At 39.3% G+C, this 18,872-nt stretch carries 16 protein-coding genes and 1 riboswitch; of the genes, 3 read left to right on the forward strand and 13 right to left on the reverse strand.

Annotation, left to right across the window (positions count from 1 at the left end; translation table 11 throughout):
- A complete protein-coding gene (locus tag KGF34_RS06180; RefSeq protein WP_252558423.1) occupies positions 1-528 on the forward strand; it encodes a hypothetical protein in 528 nt (175 codons plus the stop codon).
- Between the two features lie 212 nt (positions 529-740).
- Here the strand turns inward: KGF34_RS06180 and gpmI are convergent, their stop codons facing one another.
- The 5 genes from gpmI to trmL form a co-directional block, all read right to left on the reverse strand.
- On the reverse strand, positions 741-2,252 hold the full coding sequence (gene gpmI / locus KGF34_RS06185) for a 2,3-bisphosphoglycerate-independent phosphoglycerate mutase (RefSeq protein ID WP_195410715.1): 1,512 nt from the start codon (positions 2,250-2,252) through the stop codon (positions 741-743).
- Positions 2,253-2,351: 99 nt separating this feature from the next.
- Entirely contained in the window at positions 2,352-3,119 is a 768-nt protein-coding gene (gene tpiA / locus KGF34_RS06190) for a triose-phosphate isomerase (RefSeq protein ID WP_186935281.1), read from the reverse strand.
- A gap of 53 nt (positions 3,120-3,172) precedes the next feature.
- A complete protein-coding gene (locus KGF34_RS06195) occupies positions 3,173-3,523 on the reverse strand; it encodes a hypothetical protein (protein WP_022235306.1) in 351 nt (116 codons plus the stop codon).
- A gap of 70 nt (positions 3,524-3,593) precedes the next feature.
- Positions 3,594-4,805 carry a phosphoglycerate kinase gene (locus KGF34_RS06200; RefSeq protein WP_117705507.1) on the reverse strand — a complete coding sequence of 404 codons (1,212 nt, stop codon included), beginning with the start codon at positions 4,803-4,805 and terminating at the stop codon, positions 3,594-3,596.
- A 205-nt stretch (positions 4,806-5,010) separates the two neighbouring features.
- Positions 5,011-5,523 carry a tRNA (uridine(34)/cytosine(34)/5-carboxymethylaminomethyluridine(34)-2'-O)-methyltransferase TrmL gene (gene trmL / locus KGF34_RS06205; protein WP_022235308.1) on the reverse strand — a complete coding sequence of 171 codons (513 nt, stop codon included), beginning with the start codon at positions 5,521-5,523 and terminating at the stop codon, positions 5,011-5,013.
- Between the two features lie 118 nt (positions 5,524-5,641).
- Here trmL and KGF34_RS06210 point away from each other — a divergent pair, with 118 nt between their 5' ends.
- Complete coding sequence (locus KGF34_RS06210) at positions 5,642-5,824, forward strand: hypothetical protein (protein ID WP_022235309.1); 183 nt, start codon at positions 5,642-5,644, stop codon at positions 5,822-5,824.
- Positions 5,825-6,017: 193 nt separating this feature from the next.
- On the opposite strand, the gene KGF34_RS06215 is transcribed toward KGF34_RS06210, so the two are convergent.
- From KGF34_RS06215 to KGF34_RS06240, 6 genes are all read right to left on the reverse strand, one after another.
- Positions 6,018-6,530 carry a DNA-deoxyinosine glycosylase gene (locus tag KGF34_RS06215; RefSeq protein WP_252558430.1) on the reverse strand — a complete coding sequence of 171 codons (513 nt, stop codon included), beginning with the start codon at positions 6,528-6,530 and terminating at the stop codon, positions 6,018-6,020.
- A gap of 18 nt (positions 6,531-6,548) precedes the next feature.
- A complete protein-coding gene (locus KGF34_RS06220) occupies positions 6,549-7,841 on the reverse strand; it encodes an MATE family efflux transporter (RefSeq protein ID WP_252558432.1) in 1,293 nt (430 codons plus the stop codon).
- Positions 7,842-8,001: 160 nt separating this feature from the next.
- The gene (locus KGF34_RS06225; protein ID WP_252560208.1) at positions 8,002-9,378 is read right to left on the reverse strand and encodes an NAD(P)/FAD-dependent oxidoreductase; all 1,377 of its coding nucleotides are present in this window, start codon (positions 9,376-9,378) and stop codon (positions 8,002-8,004) included.
- A gap of 77 nt (positions 9,379-9,455) precedes the next feature.
- Positions 9,456-9,554, reverse strand: a riboswitch (purine riboswitch).
- Between the two features lie 544 nt (positions 9,555-10,098).
- Complete coding sequence (gene pflA / locus KGF34_RS06230) at positions 10,099-10,839, reverse strand: pyruvate formate-lyase-activating protein (RefSeq protein ID WP_022235313.1); 741 nt, start codon at positions 10,837-10,839, stop codon at positions 10,099-10,101.
- A 7-nt stretch (positions 10,840-10,846) separates the two neighbouring features.
- Complete coding sequence (gene pflB, locus KGF34_RS06235; protein WP_195410710.1) at positions 10,847-13,093, reverse strand: formate C-acetyltransferase; 2,247 nt, start codon at positions 13,091-13,093, stop codon at positions 10,847-10,849.
- 477 nt (positions 13,094-13,570) lie between these two features.
- On the reverse strand, positions 13,571-14,104 hold the full coding sequence (locus KGF34_RS06240) for a DUF5662 family protein (protein WP_022235315.1): 534 nt from the start codon (positions 14,102-14,104) through the stop codon (positions 13,571-13,573).
- A gap of 138 nt (positions 14,105-14,242) precedes the next feature.
- Between KGF34_RS06240 and KGF34_RS06245 the strand changes: the two genes are divergently transcribed.
- Positions 14,243-15,469 carry a L,D-transpeptidase family protein gene (locus KGF34_RS06245; RefSeq protein WP_252558434.1) on the forward strand — a complete coding sequence of 409 codons (1,227 nt, stop codon included), beginning with the start codon at positions 14,243-14,245 and terminating at the stop codon, positions 15,467-15,469.
- Positions 15,470-16,003: 534 nt separating this feature from the next.
- Here the strand turns inward: KGF34_RS06245 and KGF34_RS06250 are convergent.
- Positions 16,004-16,885: a patatin-like phospholipase family protein gene (locus KGF34_RS06250; protein ID WP_252558436.1), complete on the reverse strand. Its 882-nt coding sequence runs from the start codon at positions 16,883-16,885 to the stop codon at positions 16,004-16,006.
- Between the two features lie 24 nt (positions 16,886-16,909).
- Positions 16,910-18,625, reverse strand: a complete 1,716-nt coding sequence (locus KGF34_RS06255; protein ID WP_252558438.1) for a glycosyltransferase family 39 protein — start codon at positions 18,623-18,625, stop codon at positions 16,910-16,912.
- Positions 18,626-18,872: the final 247 nt, after the last annotated feature.

Here is an 18,872-nt window from a genome sequence, read left to right on the forward strand (position 1 = left end):
ATGAATATTAATGAAGTTTATCTAAGAATAATTGAAACTGAAAATGACATCGATGTTGTAAAGCTTGCGAAAAAGGAAGTTATGGTAATTCCGATTTTAATAAATGCAATGCTTGACGAAAATAATTGTCGTGCGCAAAATATACTTATCGACCTTAGCGAACAAACACCTCTCTTGGTGTATCCGTATTTTCAATACATAATACAGGCGCTTGACAGATATGATAATTTTACAGCTTGGAACACATGGAGAATTATAGCTAATCTTTTAATTGTTGATTATCTTGAGATGTGGGAAGAAATTAAAGATAAATACTTTGCGGCCTTTAACAGCGAAAACATAGCAGAAATTCTTGTAGTTGTTTCAACCGCAAAATTCATTATAAAATACAAACCTAAGGATAAAGAAAAGATTACAATACTTGCAAGTGAATGTGTAAATAATGAATTTAAAATTTGCAACGAACCTGCCCCGCATTTAAATACAGTTGCAAAACAGGCAGTTGACGAATTTTTCAACAATTTGTAATAGCAATGTTAATAACTTGTCGGGAATTATAAAATAATAATTATGATTTAGCATACTTTCGCCTGAATAATTATAATTGCTTTGCGAAGTATTTTTGCTAAACTGTAATTTAAGCATTATCCCAACATTTAACCAAAATCTAATAAAAACAAGAAAGCTGTACCTGAATACTCAAGTACAGCTTAATTTTATGCAAAATTTATTAAGTAAAATTACTTAATAAGGCTAACGCCGTCCATTTCAGCAGGCTGCTCTAAGCCCATAATCTGGAGCATAGTAGGAGCAATATCAGCAAGTCTGCCACCCTCACGAAGCTGGCAATCATAGCCTACTACACAGAAAGGAACAGGATTTGTTGTATGAGCTGTAAACGGTGAACCGTCAGCGTCTACCATCTTATCTGCATTACCGTGGTCGGCTGTGATAAGAGCAACACCGCCCATTTTCTTGATAGCCTCAACAACTCTGCCTACGCAAGTGTCAACAGCCTCAACAGCCTTTACAGCTGCCTCGAATACACCTGTATGACCAACCATATCACAGTTAGCGTAGTTTAAGATAATCATATCATACTTACCGCTCTCAATAGCAGGAACAAGCTTATCTGTAACTTCGTAAGCGCTCATCTCCGGCTGTAAGTCATATGTTGCAACAGCAGGTGACTTAACAAGGATTCTGTCCTCGCCCTCATACTGCTTTTCAACACCGCCGTTGAAAAAGAATGTTACATGAGCGTACTTCTCTGTTTCGGCAATTCTAAGCTGTGTCATACCCTTGTTTGAAACATACTCGCCAAGTGTATTCTTAAGTGTCTGCGGCTTAAATGCAACATCAACATTTGGCATTGTAGCGTCATACTGTGTCATACATACAAAGTTTACAGGGAAAAATCCGTTCTTTCTCTCAAATCCCTTAAATTCAGGATCAACAAAAGTTCTTGTAATCTCTCTTGCTCTGTCAGGACGGAAGTTAAAGAAGATAACGCTGTCGTTCGGCTTAACCTGTGCGCCGCCGTCAACTACAACAGGAACTACAAACTCGTCTGTAACGCCGTTTTCATATGACTTTTCAATAGCACAGCATGGGCAATCGGCTTTTTCACCCTCGCCGTAAACCATAGCGGCATATGTCTTTTCAACTCTGTCCCAGTTATTATCACGGTCCATAGCATAGTATCTGCCTGAAACAGTGGCTACCTTACCTACACCGATTTCTTTCATCTTGTCGAGGAGCTCGTCCATAAATTCAGCGGCACTTGATGGCGGAACATCTCTGCCGTCGAGGAATGCGTGAACATATACATTCTCAAGGCCTTTCTTCTTAGCAAGCTCAAGAATACCGTAAAGGTGTGTATTGTGGCTGTGAACGCCGCCGCTTGAAAGAAGACCCATAAGGTGAAGTGCTGTACCGTTCTCAATAGCCTTATCCATTGCATTTACAATAGCCTCGTTCTCTTTGAGCTTATCTTCATTAATAGTTTTTGTAATTCTTGTAAGCTCCTGATATACGATTCTGCCTGCGCCCATATTTGTATGGCCAACCTCTGAGTTACCCATCTGACCGTCAGGAAGACCTACATCCATACCCGACGCACCAATCTGTGTTACCGGGTTTTCTGCAAAAAGTTTATCAATATTTGGCTTATTTGCTGCTTTAATAGCATTACCTTTCTCCGGTGCAATACCAAAACCGTCGAGAATCATAAGAATTAATGGTTTTTTCATAACATAAATCCTTTCTAAACATTACGGACGACACAGGGAACACTGACTGCAAATTTATTACAGTTATTTCCTTTTGCCGTCCGTACCCCTAAAATTTAATTACTTGCTTGCTGCCTTTACAATAGCTGCAAATTTCTCAGCAACGAGTGAAGCACCGCCGATAAGACCGCCGTCAACATTTGTCTTTGAGAGGAGTTCGTCAGCATTGCCGTCATTCATTGAACCGCCGTACTGAATTGTAACAGCGTCAGCGTCAGCCTGTGTGTAAAGCTTAGCGATTGTAGCACGAATAAATGCGCAAACTTCTTCAGCCTGGTCAGCTGTAGCAGTCTTGCCTGTACCGATAGCCCATACAGGCTCGTAAGCGATAACGATGTTCTTAAGCTCGTCAGCTGTAACATTGAAGAGGTCAAGTTTAATCTGTCTTGCGATAACTTCCTCTGTAATGTCGCACTCACGCTCCCAAAGAAGTTCGCCGACACATACGATTGGCTTTAAGCCTGCAGCAAGAGCAGCCTTTGTTCTCTTGTTTACAGTTTCGTCTGTTTCGCCGAAATACTGTCTTCTCTCGCTGTGACCGAGAACTACATACTCAACACCCATTTCCTTGAGCATAAGAGCAGAAATTTCGCCTGTGAAAGCGCCACTCTCTGCCCAGTGGCAGTTTTCGGCACCGATTTTTACATTTGAGCCCTTTGTTGTTTCAAGAGCTACGCTTAAATCTACGAAAGGAACGCAAGCGATTACTTCGCAGTCAGCATCCTTTACAGCAGGAACAACAGCCTCAAGAAGTGTCTTAGCCTCTGAAGGTGTCTTATTCATTTTCCAGTTACCGGCAATAATTGCCTTTCTCTTTGTCTTGTCCATTGTAATATTCCTTTCCGATAAATAATTTATAAGAAATTAAAAATTGTTGTCTGTTATTGTTGATAAATAACATTAGCCTGCATGGCCATAAGTGTTTTATCAACTCTCTCCTTAAGCAATTGTTTAGGAAGTGCCCCAACAAAGCCCTTTGTACCCATTTCGCCGACATATACACCCGGAAGAATGGCAAATTTTATCCAAGCCTCAAGCACATAGCTGCCATCGTTATTAACAGAAAGTTTTAAAAACTGCGGAGCGGTAAGAAGGCCTACACCTTTTTTCCAATACTGTTCCCCGTTTTTCTGAACAAACTCAAAATTCTCTCTGTACATAAACTTGCCAAATGCGTCAAAAACCGCATTAGAGTTAAAAGGAGAAGTAAATTTAATTATTGTTCTCGACATATTTATTATATCCTAAATATTGTGTAAACCATTAAGGGCGGAAAAACTCCGCCCCTATTGATTTTATAGATTAATTTTTGTCAGCGATAACTGCGATACCCGGAAGAACCTTGCCCTCGAGGTACTCAAGAGATGCGCCGCCGCCTGTTGAGATGTGGCTCATCTTGTCAGCAAAACCAAGCTGAATAACAGCTGCAGCAGAGTCGCCGCCGCCGATGATTGTTGTAGCGTCTGTTTCTGCAAGAGCCTTAGCAACAGCAATTGTGCCCTTTGCAAGTGTTGGGTTCTCAAATACGCCCATAGGTCCGTTCCAAACAACTGTCTTAGCTGTCTTAACTGCATCTGCAAAGAGAGCCTGTGTCTTTGTACCGATATCAAGACCTTCCATATCAGCAGGGATAGCAGAAGAATCTACAACCTCAACCTCGATTGGAGCATCGATTGGATCAGGGAATGTCTTAGAAACTGTTGTATCTACAGGGAGAAGGAGCTTTTTGCCGAGCTTTTCAGCTTTAGCCATCATTTCCTTACAGTAGTCAATCTTTGTATCGTCAACGAGTGAAAGACCAACTTCCTTACCCTGAGCCTTTAAGAATGTGTAAGCCATACCGCCGCCGATGATAAGTGTATCGCACTTATCAAGGAGGTTAGAAATAACATTAAGCTTGTCAGCAACCTTTGCGCCGCCGAGGATAGCAACGAAAGGACGAACAGGAGTTTCAACTGCATTACCGAGGTAGTTTATTTCCTTCTGCATAAGGTAACCAACTGCTGTATCCTTGATGTGGTCTGTAACACCTGCTGTTGAGCAGTGTGCACGGTGAGCTGAACCGAAAGCGTCCATTACGAATACATCTGCAAGAGATGCAAGCTCTGATGAGAATGGCTCAAGGTTCTTGGTTTCTTCTTTTCTGAATCTTGTATTCTGAAGAAGAACAACATCGCCGTCCTTCATTTCTGCAACTGCCTTTTTAGCGTTCTCGCCTACAACCTCGTCGTCGTCAGCAAAGATAACTTCCTTGCCGAGAAGCTCGGAAAGTCTTACTGCAACAGGAGCAAGTGAGAATTTAGCCTCTGGGCCGTTCTTCGGCTTGCCGAGGTGTGAGCAAAGAATAACCTTACCGCCGTCTGCGATAAGCTTTTTAATTGTAGGAAGAGCTGCTGTAATTCTGTTATCATTTGTAATAACGCCGTCTTTGAGCGGAACATTAAAGTCAACTCGAACGAGAACTCTTTTACCTTTTACATTGATGTCATCAACTGTAACCTTATTAAGATTCATTATTGAACAATCCTTTCTAATAGAAGAATAATGTAAAAATATAGCATTTTTACAGTCAATTATATTATATATCAAAACATTGGTTTTATCAATATAAATCTAAAAAATTTCGAGCAATTCCCAAAAAAATTTCGAGCAATTCCCAAAAAAATTTCGTATAATAATTGAATTTACGGATTTTTTATGCACAAAATATTTATGAGATTTACTTCAAAACATCGCTCCATTTGTGGTTATGCAGTTCGCCTATACTCTGCAGCTGCGGATAATTCCACTGTCTTAGCACTTCATATGTTGCAATGGCAACTGAATTTGAAAGATTCAGACTTCTTGCCTCGTCAATCATAGGTATTCTGACCGTGCTTTCGGGATACTGCATCAAAAGTTCTTCGGGCAGTCCCTTGGTTTCCTTTCCGAAAATAATATAGCAGTTATCGGGATACTCGGCATCTGAATGAATATGAGTACCCTTTGTTGAAAAGAGAAAATACCTGCCTCCCTTTGTTTTTTCGAGAAAATCGTTTAAATCATCGTAATATGTAATATCAAGCAAGTGCCAATAATCAAGACCCGCTCTCTTTAGTTTTTTGTCATCAATATAAAAACCGAGAGGACGGACAAGGTGCAGACTTGCTCCCGTTGCGGCACAGGTTCTTGCAATATTGCCTGTATTCTGCGGAATTTCAGGCTCTACCAGCACAATATTAAGCTTTGCCAAATCTTATCACTCCAAAAATTCAAAATTCTGTTTTATTCTATTTTAAATCGTAAACAATAATAATGCAAGAACAATCTTGCTCAAATAATAAATACAATTTTTACAGGAGGAAAGACTTATGTTTCATTCACCGATAACAGACATTATGAAAGGTGTTGCCTTAGGTATGATGGCAGGCATAGCTGTTGGCTGCTGCGGAAGAAAAATGTATGACGAAAATCCAAAGCTTAAAAGAAAAGCCAGCAAAGCAATCCACACAATGGAATCCATGCTCGACACCGCACACTATATGTTCAGATAAAAAATCGGCAGTATCATTTTTAAGTGATGCTGCCGATTTTCAGTGTTGAATAAATTATGGTTCAGTAAACTTTCTTTATTTTTTGGCGGATAATTTAGCGTTAGCTAAAATTTCAATGTCCGTTCAAAACCTAAACTAAATCATAATTTAGTACCGCATAACAAGCATAAAACCGCTTATTATGCGGTGCTTTTTATAAGTATTTTAAAATCACATTCCATTCCCGTAAAAGTTTGTCGAGTGTAAATGCCGCATTTGCAGGACTTGTTGACGGAAGTTTTATCGCCTCAATTTGTGTAAACGGATAAATATGCTTTTTATACAGTTTATCGGCGGTCGAACCGTTTGTAAAAATTTGCGATATATTTGCCGTCTGTAAAATCGGCTCAATATCATTCGGCACAACATTCTTTATTGAGCTGTCGCTTGAACCTGTAATTGTGCAGGACTTTATAACATCCCACAAAGCTATGCCGTTATTGAGCAAAAGTTGTTTTTTCTCTTCCGTGTTTTCGGGAACACTTTCATTTAAAAGATCGGCAAGAACTTTCCAAAAGCGGTTTTGCTTATGTCCGTAGAAAAACTCCGCCTCCCGTGATTTTACGGACGGAAAACTGCCGAGAATTAATATTTTTGAATTTCGGTTAAACACAGGCGGTATGGTGTGCAGCAGCCGTAATTCTTCTTGTATGTTTATTTTTGCCATAGCTGTTTTAATCTCCGATTAAATATTTTTTACTTGTGATTTATTCATTTTTACAATTATTACGGCTATTGCAAATACAATAAATTCAGTCAGAGGAAAAGACCACCAAATTCCCATAATATTAAAGTTATTGTTCAACAGCCACATAAGAGGAAACAATAAAACTCCTTGACGAAGTACCTGAATAACCATACTCGGTACAATTTTACCCATTGCCTGAACATAAGTGGCAATCATGGTAGATACCCCGCCAAAGCAATAGCTAAGCGCCATTATTCTTATTGCAGGTATTCCGACAGAACACATTTTTTCCGATGCGGAAAACAACAAAAGTATTTGTCGCGGAAACAATACCTGATATGTCCGATTAACCCGTTCGTATTTTTTTGCGCCGTAATTATAACGCATAATCGGCAAACAACCTTGAATTAAACCGTTTACCGACATAAATATTAACTGCTGTACCTTAAAATACGCTCCGAAAAAAGCCACTGCCGTATCAGAATATGTGACTAAAAACAGATTGACAAAAGTTATCATTAATGAACTTAAAACATTCATGGCAAACGAAGGCAATCCATATCCAAATATATTTTTAAACATATGAACATCAAAAACAAAACTCTTGATTTTGAGTTTTACCTTTTGCTTAGTAAATATAAGTACATATAATGAAATTAACATTGACAAAACATAGCCTAAAACGGTTGCCAAAGCAGCTCCTTTTATTCCCATTTGAGGAAAAGGGCCTATTCCAAAAATAAGCAATGGGTCAAACACAAGATTAAAAACCACTCCTGCAATCTGAAACCACATAGGAGAAATCATATTGCCTGTTGCTTGCAGCATTTTTTGAATTGCAATATGTACCATATTCGGCACTTGCATAAATGCACAAATCTGCATATATATACAGCCGTATTCAAAAATTCGGCTGTCCTCCGTAAAGGCAGAATAGTACGGTGTCATAACTAAAAGTACAATTATATTAACAATTATACCAACCGATAACGACAAAATCAATCCCATTGTAACAACAGAATTTGCCTTGTCCTGCCTTTTTTGCCCCAAATAACCGGCAATCAAAACATTTATTCCTACTCCAATCCACACTGAAAGTGAATTCATTAAATTTGTAATCGGAAAAGACAAAGATACTGCCGCAAGAGCTTGCTCATTAATGCAGGCAACAAACATACTGTCTATCATATTATATGAATATTGCAAGAACATAGAAATCATAGGCGGCAAGCACATCTTAATTATTAATCTGTTTATAGGTTGATATTCCATTTTGTTACAGGTTTCCATAAAAACTCCTCCAAAACAAAAAAGTCACACCCCGCAAAGGGTGTGACGAAAAAACTTTGTTGAAAAATTCACACAAATTTTCTACTTACATTATAGCACAGCACAAGTATTTGTCAAATAAAAGTTATACAGAGAACCATTAAAATATTCTCTATTGACTTTACTGATTGAGAATTTCTCTTGCAACAAACACACCGCTTGCGCTTGCGTGTGACAAGGAATGAGTTACACCACTGCCGTCGCCAATAATATAAAGTCCTTTATGAAGCGACTCAAGGTGTTCGTCAACTTCAACTTCCATATTGTAGAATTTAACCTCAACGCCATAGAGCAATGTATCATCATTCGCTGTACCCGGCGCAATATTATCAAGGGCATAAATCATTTCAATAATGCCGTCAAGGATTCTCTTAGGCAATACAAGACTAAGGTCACCCGGTGTAGCCGACAGTGTAGGAACAACCAAACCTTCCTCTATTCGTTTCGGGTTACTTCTGCGGCCACGGATTAAATCGCCAAAACGCTGAACGATTACTCCTCCGCCGAGCATATTACTAAGTCTTGCAATGCTTTCGCCGTAACCGTTACTGTCTTTAAAGGGTTCTGAAAAATGCTTGCTTACGAGCAGCGCAAAGTTTGTATTCTCCGTTTGTTTTTCCTTGTCCTCATAACTGTGACCGTTTACTGTAATAATGCCGTTTGTGTTTTCTGTAACTACACTACCCTTGGGATTCATACAGAATGTACGCACATTATCCTCGAACTGCTCTGTACGATATACGATTTTACTTTCATAAAGTTCGTCTGTAAGATTTGCAAAAATTACAGCAGGCAGCTCAACACGAACACCAATGTCAACTCGGTTAGATTTTGTCGGAATTTTAAGGTCATTGCAAACTTTTTCCATCCATTTACTTCCACTTCGACCAACTGAAACAATACATTTTTCACACTCGTAACTTTCTTTTTCGGTGTTAATGATATATCCTTTATCATCACCCAAAATTTCAATATTGCTGACAGGAGTGTCAAAGTAAAAATCGACCTTATCCTTAAGAAAACTATATATGTTATTCAACACAATGTAGTTTTTATCAGTACCGAGATGACGAACAGATGCATCCAATAAATTAAGCTTGTTCTGCAAACAAAGTTTTTTAAAGCCTGAACCTGCTGTTGAATACAATTTAGTACCGCTGCCGCCGTACTGCATATTTATATCATCAACATAGTGCATTAATTCAATAGCCTTTTTCTTGCCGATATATTCATATAAAGTACCGCCGAAATCATTGGTAATGTTATATTTACCGTCAGAAAAAGCACCTGCGCCGCCAAATCCGCTCATTATTGAACAAGTTTTGCAAGAAATACATTTTTTTACCTTGTCGCCGTCAATAGGGCATTTTCTTTTTTCAAGCAAATGACCCTCTTCAAAAACAGCAACCTTGAGGTCTGAATTGTTAGTAATTAATTCATAGGCAGAAAAAATACCGCCCGGACCTGCACCGACAATAATTACATCATATTTTTTCATCATTTTTCATTTTTCTCCTTTATGTTAAAAAGTAAAGCGTAAAGGCAAATAAAAAAACCACCAAAAACAACTATAATATGCCCCTACTCGGGGATTATAGTTAAACAGTTTAAGGCAGTTTGTAGATACACCCGTCCGTATTACGAGTTTATATAATCTTTGAACCTGCAATATTATAGCAAATTATATTGCAACCGTCAATAGCTATTTTTATTTTTATGTAAATTATAGGGTATTCATTATCAGTTTGGCATTTAAATTTAGCTAACGCTAAATTATCCGCCCAAAAATAAAAAAGTTTACTCAATTTTTTCAAAAATTGCGGGTTTGGGCAGAGCCCATAAATACTTTCCGTTTACGCAATCTGACGATAGCCAAACAGAAAGCTGTTTGGCGGCTTGAACAAATAGGCGAAAGCCTTTGCGAGAGCAATAAGAAAAGAAATTCGTTATTTCATTAACAAAATATAGGTCTTTTCTTAACGGCTGTCGCCCGTTTTAACAAACTTAGTCTTAACACGCAAACAGCGTGGCTGTTTGCGCCCGATAAATTGTTATATCGGAAGATATTATGGGCGTTGCCCAAACCCGCAAGCCTTTAAAAAGACTTGACCTAAATTTTTTAATTATTTCGCTTAAATTGGTGCATTAAACCCCAAATTTACAATCTCAACTAACCAAAAAGGGACAGTCATCAGACTGTCCCAAAAATATTAGGTTATTATTCGCAACCGAGAATTTTCTTTGCGTTAAGAACTCTCTCGGGTGTTGGCGGATCAATGCCCTCAAGTTTATAGTCGATGCCAAGTTCTTTCCACTTATACACTCCAAGTGTGTGATACGGCAACACTTCAACTCTCTTGACATTTTTAAGAGTTTTTATAAAATCGGCAAGACGATACAGATACTCGTCATAGTCGCTCCTCTGCGGAACAAGTACATGGCGAATCCATACGGGTTTACCCATATCCGAAAGCTCTCTTGCCATTTGCAGAATATTAACATTAGTATGCCCGGTAAGAATTTTGTGCTGTTCATCATCAATATGCTTAATATCGAGTAACAACAAATCCGTATATTGCATAAGCTCTTTCCACTTTGAGTAGTAAGGTTCTTCTGTAGTAAACGGGTTTCCGCTTGTATCAAGCGTTGTATTTATACCGAGCTTTTTTGCCTTTTTAAAAAAGTCAATAAGAAAATCAATCTGTAAAAGCGGCTCTCCTCCACTAACTGTAATACCGCCCTCACTTTTCCAGTAAGGGCGATATGCGATAGCTTTTTTAAGCAATTCTTCTGCTGTGTAAGGTGTACCCTTACTCATTTGCCAGGTGTCGGGATTGTGGCAGAATTGACAGCGCATTGCGCAACCGCTCAAAAATACTACATATCTTACACCCGGTCCGTCAACAGAACCAAAGCTCTCGAGTGAGTGGACATAGCCGACTAACTCTTTATTTTCCATTATTAAATCACATTGACTTGTGGCAAGTTCTTGCGATTACATCGAGCTGCTGCTCTCTTGTAAGGTCAATGAACTTAACAGCGTAACCTGATACACGGATTGTGAAGTTAGCGTACTCTTCCTTCTCAGGATGCTCCATAGCATCGATGAGCTTTTCTGTACCGAATACGTTTACATTGAGGTGGTGTGCACCCTGATCGAAGTAACCGTCAAGTACATTTACAAGGTTGTTTACACGCTCGTCATCATTGTGACCGAGTGCATCCGGGCTGATTGTCTGTGTATTTGAAATACCATCGAGTGCATACTCGTATGGAAGTTTAGCAACAGAGTTAAGTGAAGCAAGAAGACCGCTCTGCTCTGCACCGTAAGATGGGTTAGCACCAGGTGAAAGTGGCTCGCCTGCTTTTCTGCCGTCAGGAAGTGAACCTGTAGCCTTACCGTATACAACATTTGATGTAATTGTAAGGATAGAAGTTGTAGGCTCTGAATCTCTGTATGTGTGGCAGTATCTGATCTTGCTCATAAACTTACGGAGAAGGTTTACAGCGATTTCGTCTGCTCTCTCATCGTTGTTGCCGTATCTTGGGAACTCACCGTCGATCTCGAAGTCAGTAGCAATACCGTCTTCATCACGGATAACCTTAACCTTAGCATACTTAATAGCGCTGAGTGAGTCAACTACATGTGAGAAACCTGCGATACCTGTAGCAAATGTACGACGGCAGTTAGTATCAATAAGAGCCATCTCGGCAGCTTCATAGTAATACTTGTCGTGCATATAGTGAATCATATTAAGTGTACCTACATAGAGGTGAGCAAGCCAATCCATCATAGCGTCATACTTCTTGAGAACCTCATCATAGTCAAGGTATTCAGAAGTAATCGGTCTGTATTCAGGACCTACCTGTACCTTTGTCTTCTCATCAACACCGCCGTTGATAGCGTAAAGAAGACACTTAGCAAGGTTAGCACGAGCGCCGAAGAACTGGATTTCCTTACCGGTTTCTGTTGCAGATACGCAGCAGCAGATTGAGTAATCATCGCCCCATACCGGACGCATAACATCATCGTTCTCATACTGAATTGAGCTTGTCTGAACAGAGATCTTAGAAGCGTACTTCTTAAAGCCCTCAGGAAGTCTTGAAGAATAAAGAACTGTGAGGTTTGGCTCAGGTGAAGGGCCCATATTCTCAAGTGTGTGGAGGAAACGGAAGTCGTTCTTTGTAACCTGTGAACGGCCGTCGATACCGATACCTGCAACTTCAAGAGTAGCCCATACAGGGTCACCTGAGAAGAGCTGGTTGTAGCTTTCGATTCTTGCGAACTTAACCATACGGCACTTCATAACAAAGTGGTCAACAAGCTCCTGTGCCTGTGCCTCTGTAAGTGTACCGTTCTCAAGGTCACGCTCAATATAAATGTCGAGGAATGTAGAAACTCTGCCTACGCTCATTGCAGCACCGTTCTGAGTCTTGATAGCTGCGAGGTAACCAAAGTAGAGCCACTGAACAGCTTCTTTAGCGTTCTTAGCAGGCTGTGAAATATCAAAGCCGTAGATTGCAGCCATTTCTTTCATGCCGTTAAGAGCCTTGATCTGATCTGCGATTTCCTCTCTGAGCTGGAAGTCGCCTCTTCTCATACCCTGACGGTTTGTTTCGGCGAAGTCTTCCTTCTTGCACTCGATAAGGTAATCAATACCGTAAAGAGCGACTCTTCTGTAGTCGCCTACGATTCTGCCTCTGCCGTATGTATCCGGAAGACCTGTAAGAATCTTGTTGTGACGAGCTACCTTCATTTCAGGTGTGTAGATATCGAATACACCCTGGTTATGTGTCTTGTGATATTTTGTAAAGATTTCGTGAAGCTTAGGGCTTGGCTCATAACCGTACATCTGGCATGACTGTTCAGCCATCTTAATGCCGCCGTAAGGCATAAATGCACGCTTTAAAGGCTTGTCAGTCTGAAGACCGACTACCTGCTCAAGATCCTTAAGATCTTCGTCAATGTATGCTGCGCCGTAAGCTGTGAGTGAGGTAACAACCTCAGTCTCCATATCAAGTACGCCGCCCTTGCTTCTTTCTTCTTTCTGAAGTTCTTTAAGTTTGCCCCAAAGCTTTTCTGTAGCCTCAGTAGGACCTACGAGGAAAGACTCATCGCCGTCATATGGCTTGTAGTTTTTCTGGATAAAGTCTCTGACATTGATTTCAGATTCCCAAAGTCCGCCAACAAAATTACTCCATTCGGAACGCATAGAATAACCCCCTGTATTTCAAAAATAAAACCGACAAGGCTCAAACCGTGATTGATTTGAACCGTCGGCATTTCAAGCATTTTCAATAGACGAGATTAACTCTCATTGAATTGATTTTATTGCTTTTTTGCCGAAACGGCAATGTAAGCCTTGCGTTGCTGATTTATTGTTTCCGTCACAAAATCAGCATATATAAAATACCACATTTTTTTGCTAAAGTCAAGGATTTTCAAAAATTACTAATGCTTTTTATTTTTGCCTAAAAAAGCCGAATTTTCCCTATATTTTTTGCCTATAGCGCCGCCGATTTTCGGTATATTTTTTAATATGTGAAAAATTTAACAATTACTTGTTTTTTATTATTTGTTTTTACATAAATTTTGTTGATTTTTGTTCTGTCCTTTACAAGCGGCAAAAGCATTTCAGTACTTTAAAACGCAAAATCGGTAAAATAAATTCATTAAAATCACAAAGAAATTATTTTTTGATTTTTCTTAATTTTCTTATATAAGCAAAAGTTTCTTCTTCTCCCTTTTCACTCAGCATTGTAAGTAATTCTTCAAGCAGTTTCTCTGTGTTTTCGTGCATACGGTGTTTACCCTTTACCCTGCCGAAGTAATCCAAAGAATCTCTGTCTTTGTAATTCGAACCGTTATATATTTTACTTGCGGCGACCCTGTCACAAAACATTTCGATTACATAATTAAGCGGCATTTCCACATTTTCTATCTGCTTTGTCTTAGGATTGTAGTCATTCCAATACTCGTAGTGATGACGGTTTCTGCCCTTATGATGCATCCATGCCTTTGAGTAGCCGTAAAGCTCCCTTTCTTTTTCGTTAGGACTTCTGTTGCCCTGGTAGTACTTTGCACCAGGAATAAACTCCGTCGGTGAATATTTTGAAAGGTCGTGCCTCAACCCCTGCCAAAGTATTCCTGCCTTTGCGCAGTGAGCAATAACCTTATGCCTGTGTCTTGTAATCGTTCTGAAGTGTTTTATAAAATGTAACATATCCAATCACCAAACATATTCTAACATATTTCACGGGGATTTTGTTGAATATTTAAATATTTCTTGAACTTTTTTAAAAAAACATATATAATAATGTAATAAAATAAACTAAAAGACACAAACGAAAGGAATAATTTGATGAATTTTAAATCCATTAATCGTAAATCCTTTATTCTTACGCTTGCGGCAGTGCTTGGCGTATCGGTAATAGTAACCGCTGTGGCAGGTAGAACTTCCGATAATTCAGTACCTGCCGACAATAAAAACATTAATACAACTCAACCTTCGTTGGCAAACAGCAAACAGCCGACCGTTATTGTAACGGGCGAAACCGCCGATATAAGCATTGAATGTAATGAAATAAAAATTATCACTCCGTCGGAGGCAACCGCCGAAGAACTTGTAAAATCAAAGTGGTCAAGCAGTGACAACAATATCGTTACCGTTGATGACGGTGGAAGAATTGACGGCTTAAGCGAGGGTACGGCTACAATTACCGCACAGATAGGCAACACCCGCCATACCTACAATATTACGGTTGCTGCTCAGTCGCAGAGCATTTATGACGGATATTCAACCTGCTATCTTGCAAACACTGATGTTCTCAATGAAAATCTTAATAATATTTACGAAAAAAATCCTTATTTTATTAAAGTCAATCGCTCGCAAAACTGCGTTACGGTTTACACTTATGACAAAAACGGCGAATATACTGTTCCTGTCCGTGCAATGATTTGTTCAACCGGTGTTAACAAAGCTACCGTTCTCGGCGACGATTTCTACATTTACTACAAGCAGGAATGGAATCCGCTTTTCAATGATGTTTACGGTCATTATGTATCGGGATTTTACGGCGATTATCTTTTTCATTCCGTTCCGTATGAAGACGCAAGCGCCGACACACTCGAAACCGAGGAGTTCAACAAACTCGGAGATGAGGGTTCACTCGGCTGTGTAAGAATGGAAACCGCAGATGTAAAGTGGATATATGATAATTGTCCCGAAAACACACCCGTAACCGTTTACGATGACAACAATCCGGGCCCGCTCGGCAAACCGGAGGCAATTAAAATTACCGACCATACCTGTGGCTGGGACCCTACCGACGATGATCCGCAGAACCCGTATGCAACAAAGACACCTGAAATTCACGGCGCAAGCGATTTGACTATAAGCAAAGGCGAAACCGCCGACCTGCTTGAGGGTGTAACCGCTGTTGACACCTGTTCAAACGATATTACAGATAAAATATCCGTAACAGGCAATGTTCTTACCGATAAAGTCGGTACATATAAGCTGACTTACAGCGTTGAAGACACAATGCACCGCACAAAAAGAATTGATGTTACCGTCAAGGTAGTTTAAAATTATGGTTTAGCAGAGTGTTTTGACAAGTAATTATAAAAGTTTGGTCAACCTTTTCAAAGGTTGTGGGTGTGGGCAAAGCCCACAAATACTTTCCGCTTACGCAATCTGACGATAGCCGAACAGCTTGCTGTTTGGCGGCTTGAACGAATAGGCGAAAGTCAATGCGAGAGCAATAAAAGAAAACATACTTAATCTTCATAGGCAACGCAATGCGTTGCCTATATTTTTGGCATTTCCGTTTACAACGGCTACCGCCTGTTTTTTCAAATTCTGTTTTACGCACACTGACAGCAGACTGTCAGTGCATAATAATTTGTTATATCGGAAGATTTTTATGGGCGCTGCCCAAACCCGCAATTTTTGAAAAAATTGAGTAAACTTTTTTGTTTTTGGGAGGATAATTTAGCGTTAGCTAAATTTCAATGCCCGACCGACACTCCGTTAAACCATAATTCACCCCAACTTTTAATAAAAAATCTGATAACAAGATAAAAATTACGGCTGTTGCTTAAATCGCAACAGCCGTTTAATTTATCCAAAAACTTTTAAAATCTCGTCCTTATGAGCCATAATTGCATCATACCCCTCTTGAATAGTATCGTCAACACTGTCGATAGAAAAAAGGGCGGTATTTTCATTCTTTATCTGCACGGCGAGGTCGGCAAGCTTCATTGATTCTCTGGTACTGTCAATTGAATACACATCGAGAGCACGCCATATAACCTTGATAAGTCCATCAAGGCCTGCGTCCGGTTTATACTGCAAAATATCAAATCCGATTGCAAGCACCTTGCCTACGCCCATATCCTTTAACACTCTTACAGGCAGGTTGTCCTTTGAACCGCCGTCAACAAAGTCATATTCTTTATACGGGCAGGTTGTGTAAATTGCAGGAAACGACATACTCGCTCTTACCGCAACATCGAGCGGAACATCTGTAAGATAGTGTATATGCTCTCTTTCAAGGTGTTCGTCATAGGTTGTAAAAATACATTCGTCTGTTGTCATTGTGTCAACGGTACAGACAGAAAGATTAATCGGCAAAGACTTAAAATCATTTTCAAGTCCCTTTAAGGCAAGCACTTCTTTTACAACATCAGAAATTATTTCGCCGTTTTTTATGCCGTTTTTCTGAATTTTTTTATAAACGATAAACTGCGCAAGTGCCTTGAATATAAGTCCGTTGTCAATTTCGGCAAGAATTTTCCAATATTTTTTTGCTATCTCGTGCATTTCTTTCGGTTCAAGCCCCATAGCAACCAACATTGCCATAATAGAGCCTGAGCTTGTTCCCGAAACATATTCGGGTCTTATACCAAGTTCATATAAAGCGGTTACCGCACCAATGTGCGCAATACCCTGCAATCCGCCGCCTGAAAAAACAAATCCAATCGCATCTTTTCTGTCTTTCATAATTTTTCGCAATCCTTATCTTTATTAATAAAATTTGTACACATTACAATAAGATTCGGTTTCCACAAAGTAATCGTACCAATTGTAAAACTCGTCAAAGCTGTAATCCTTTGAAATCAAGTCATAATTCTTGAATTTTGTATTCTCTGTAATATACTTAATTACCTTGTCTTTGTCGGCAAGTCTTGAAATGTAAACTGTAATTTCATTCTCATTCGCAAGTTTTAAATCCGTTTTGATAGCCTGCATACTGTCGGTCTTTTCCTTTTCACTGCCGTTATTCATATAACCGTCCATAAACTCGGTAATCTTTCCGTTGGTAATTACTCCCCTCTTCTCTGCAAAATTCTCAAGCTCATTTGCAAGAGCAGGAGAAAAATCAGCCGTCTGAACAATCATAGTTTCATCGTAATTTGCAAGCTTGTCAATGCTCTTGTTCCACTCAAGCATTGCAGTGCCGACAAATACGCATTTAGAAGTCTGCGGAGTGTAAAGCTCCGTCTTTACACCGTACATATAGTACGGCTTTACAGTGATATATCCGATTGCACAGGTAACCGCAAGGCAAATCGGTACGGCTGTTGTGAGCCATTTTTTGCCCGTAACTCTTGTAAATTTAATAAGTGCAAGCACAAATACAGTTACAAGCATCGGCAAAGACGCCATAATGTAGCGGTCGCTGTTAAACGGAGAAACAAGCGAAATTGCCACAAAATATACAAGCGACGGCACAAAAGCCATATACGCTGTGCGAGAAAGCTTTTCCTTTCTGACAAAGCGGAGGTAAATCCAAAAGCCGATGAGCGCCCCACCGCAAAGTGCAAGCAGCCAAATCTGATTTAAGAATACATCTTTTGCCAGCACCTGAATATATGTGCAAATCTTATAAACAAAGTAAGTAACAATAGTAATCGGATCAATATTAATGCTCAGCGAACCGAAGCCACGGTTGCCGCCGAGCACATTCGTAATGATGTACGGATAAATACAAAGTGCCGCCGCACTGCCGAGAACAGCAGTAATTATGTACTTTATTAAATCCTTTATGTTTCTTTCCTTAATTTGGAACACAAGCATAATAAGACCTGTAAGTCCCTCAAACAAGATGAAGTAATACTGCGTAAGCGTGCCAAGCAATGTTATAAGCCCTAAAATCAAGAAATCGGTAAATTTTGCGGTATTCTTTCTCTCATAGATTTTTAGGTTCATATAAATCATTGAAAGCACAAAAAATGTAAGCGTTGCGTACATTCTCAAATAAATAGTCATTGTAGTACAGGCAATACTGAACGCAAAAGCGCCTGTCGCTATGAGAGCATAGAGATTATTTTTGGTAATTCTCTTTACGATTTTAAACAGCATAATCAAAATGCCTGCCATTGCAAGAACATTTATCGAAAACGCAAAATATCTTGAGAATTGATTTGGAAACAGCGAGCATACAGTATGCACAAGTCCGTAGTAAAAAGGCGGATGAGAAGCGTCAATTATTTGATTTTCATAAACCTGTTCATAATTAAAGCGGTCACCGTCCGATACGGAAAGATAGTCGATAAAATCGGCACCGCTGTTCCATTCACCGTCAGTTTTAAGTGTATTAGCCGAATTTGCGAGATTATATGTCAAAAGCTCATCCTCGTGATAGCCCTGTTTGTTCATCATAAAAACAGTGCTTAGCGCAAGGCTTAAAACTATGACAACAGCAAGAAAAATTCTTGATTTTTTGTCTGAAATATTCATATATTACCTCATCTTTTTATCCGTTCTGAATTTTAAAAAATATTATACCAAAATTTTACCATATAGTAAACATACAAAACATTGGTTTTTATATGTAATTTTTCAAATATTTACTGTGCTTTAGCTAAACAAGAGCAAAAACAATGTACCATTATTTATTTTAACGAACGAATGTGACTTTTGTGTTACAAAGAAAAAATTATTTTGTATAAAAATCAAGCCGACACAGATGTTTTTATTTTATCGG

The organism is Ruminococcus sp. FMBCY1, assembly GCF_023921805.1.
Classification (GTDB): Bacteria; Bacillota; Clostridia; order Oscillospirales; family Acutalibacteraceae; genus Ruminococcoides; species Ruminococcoides intestinale_A.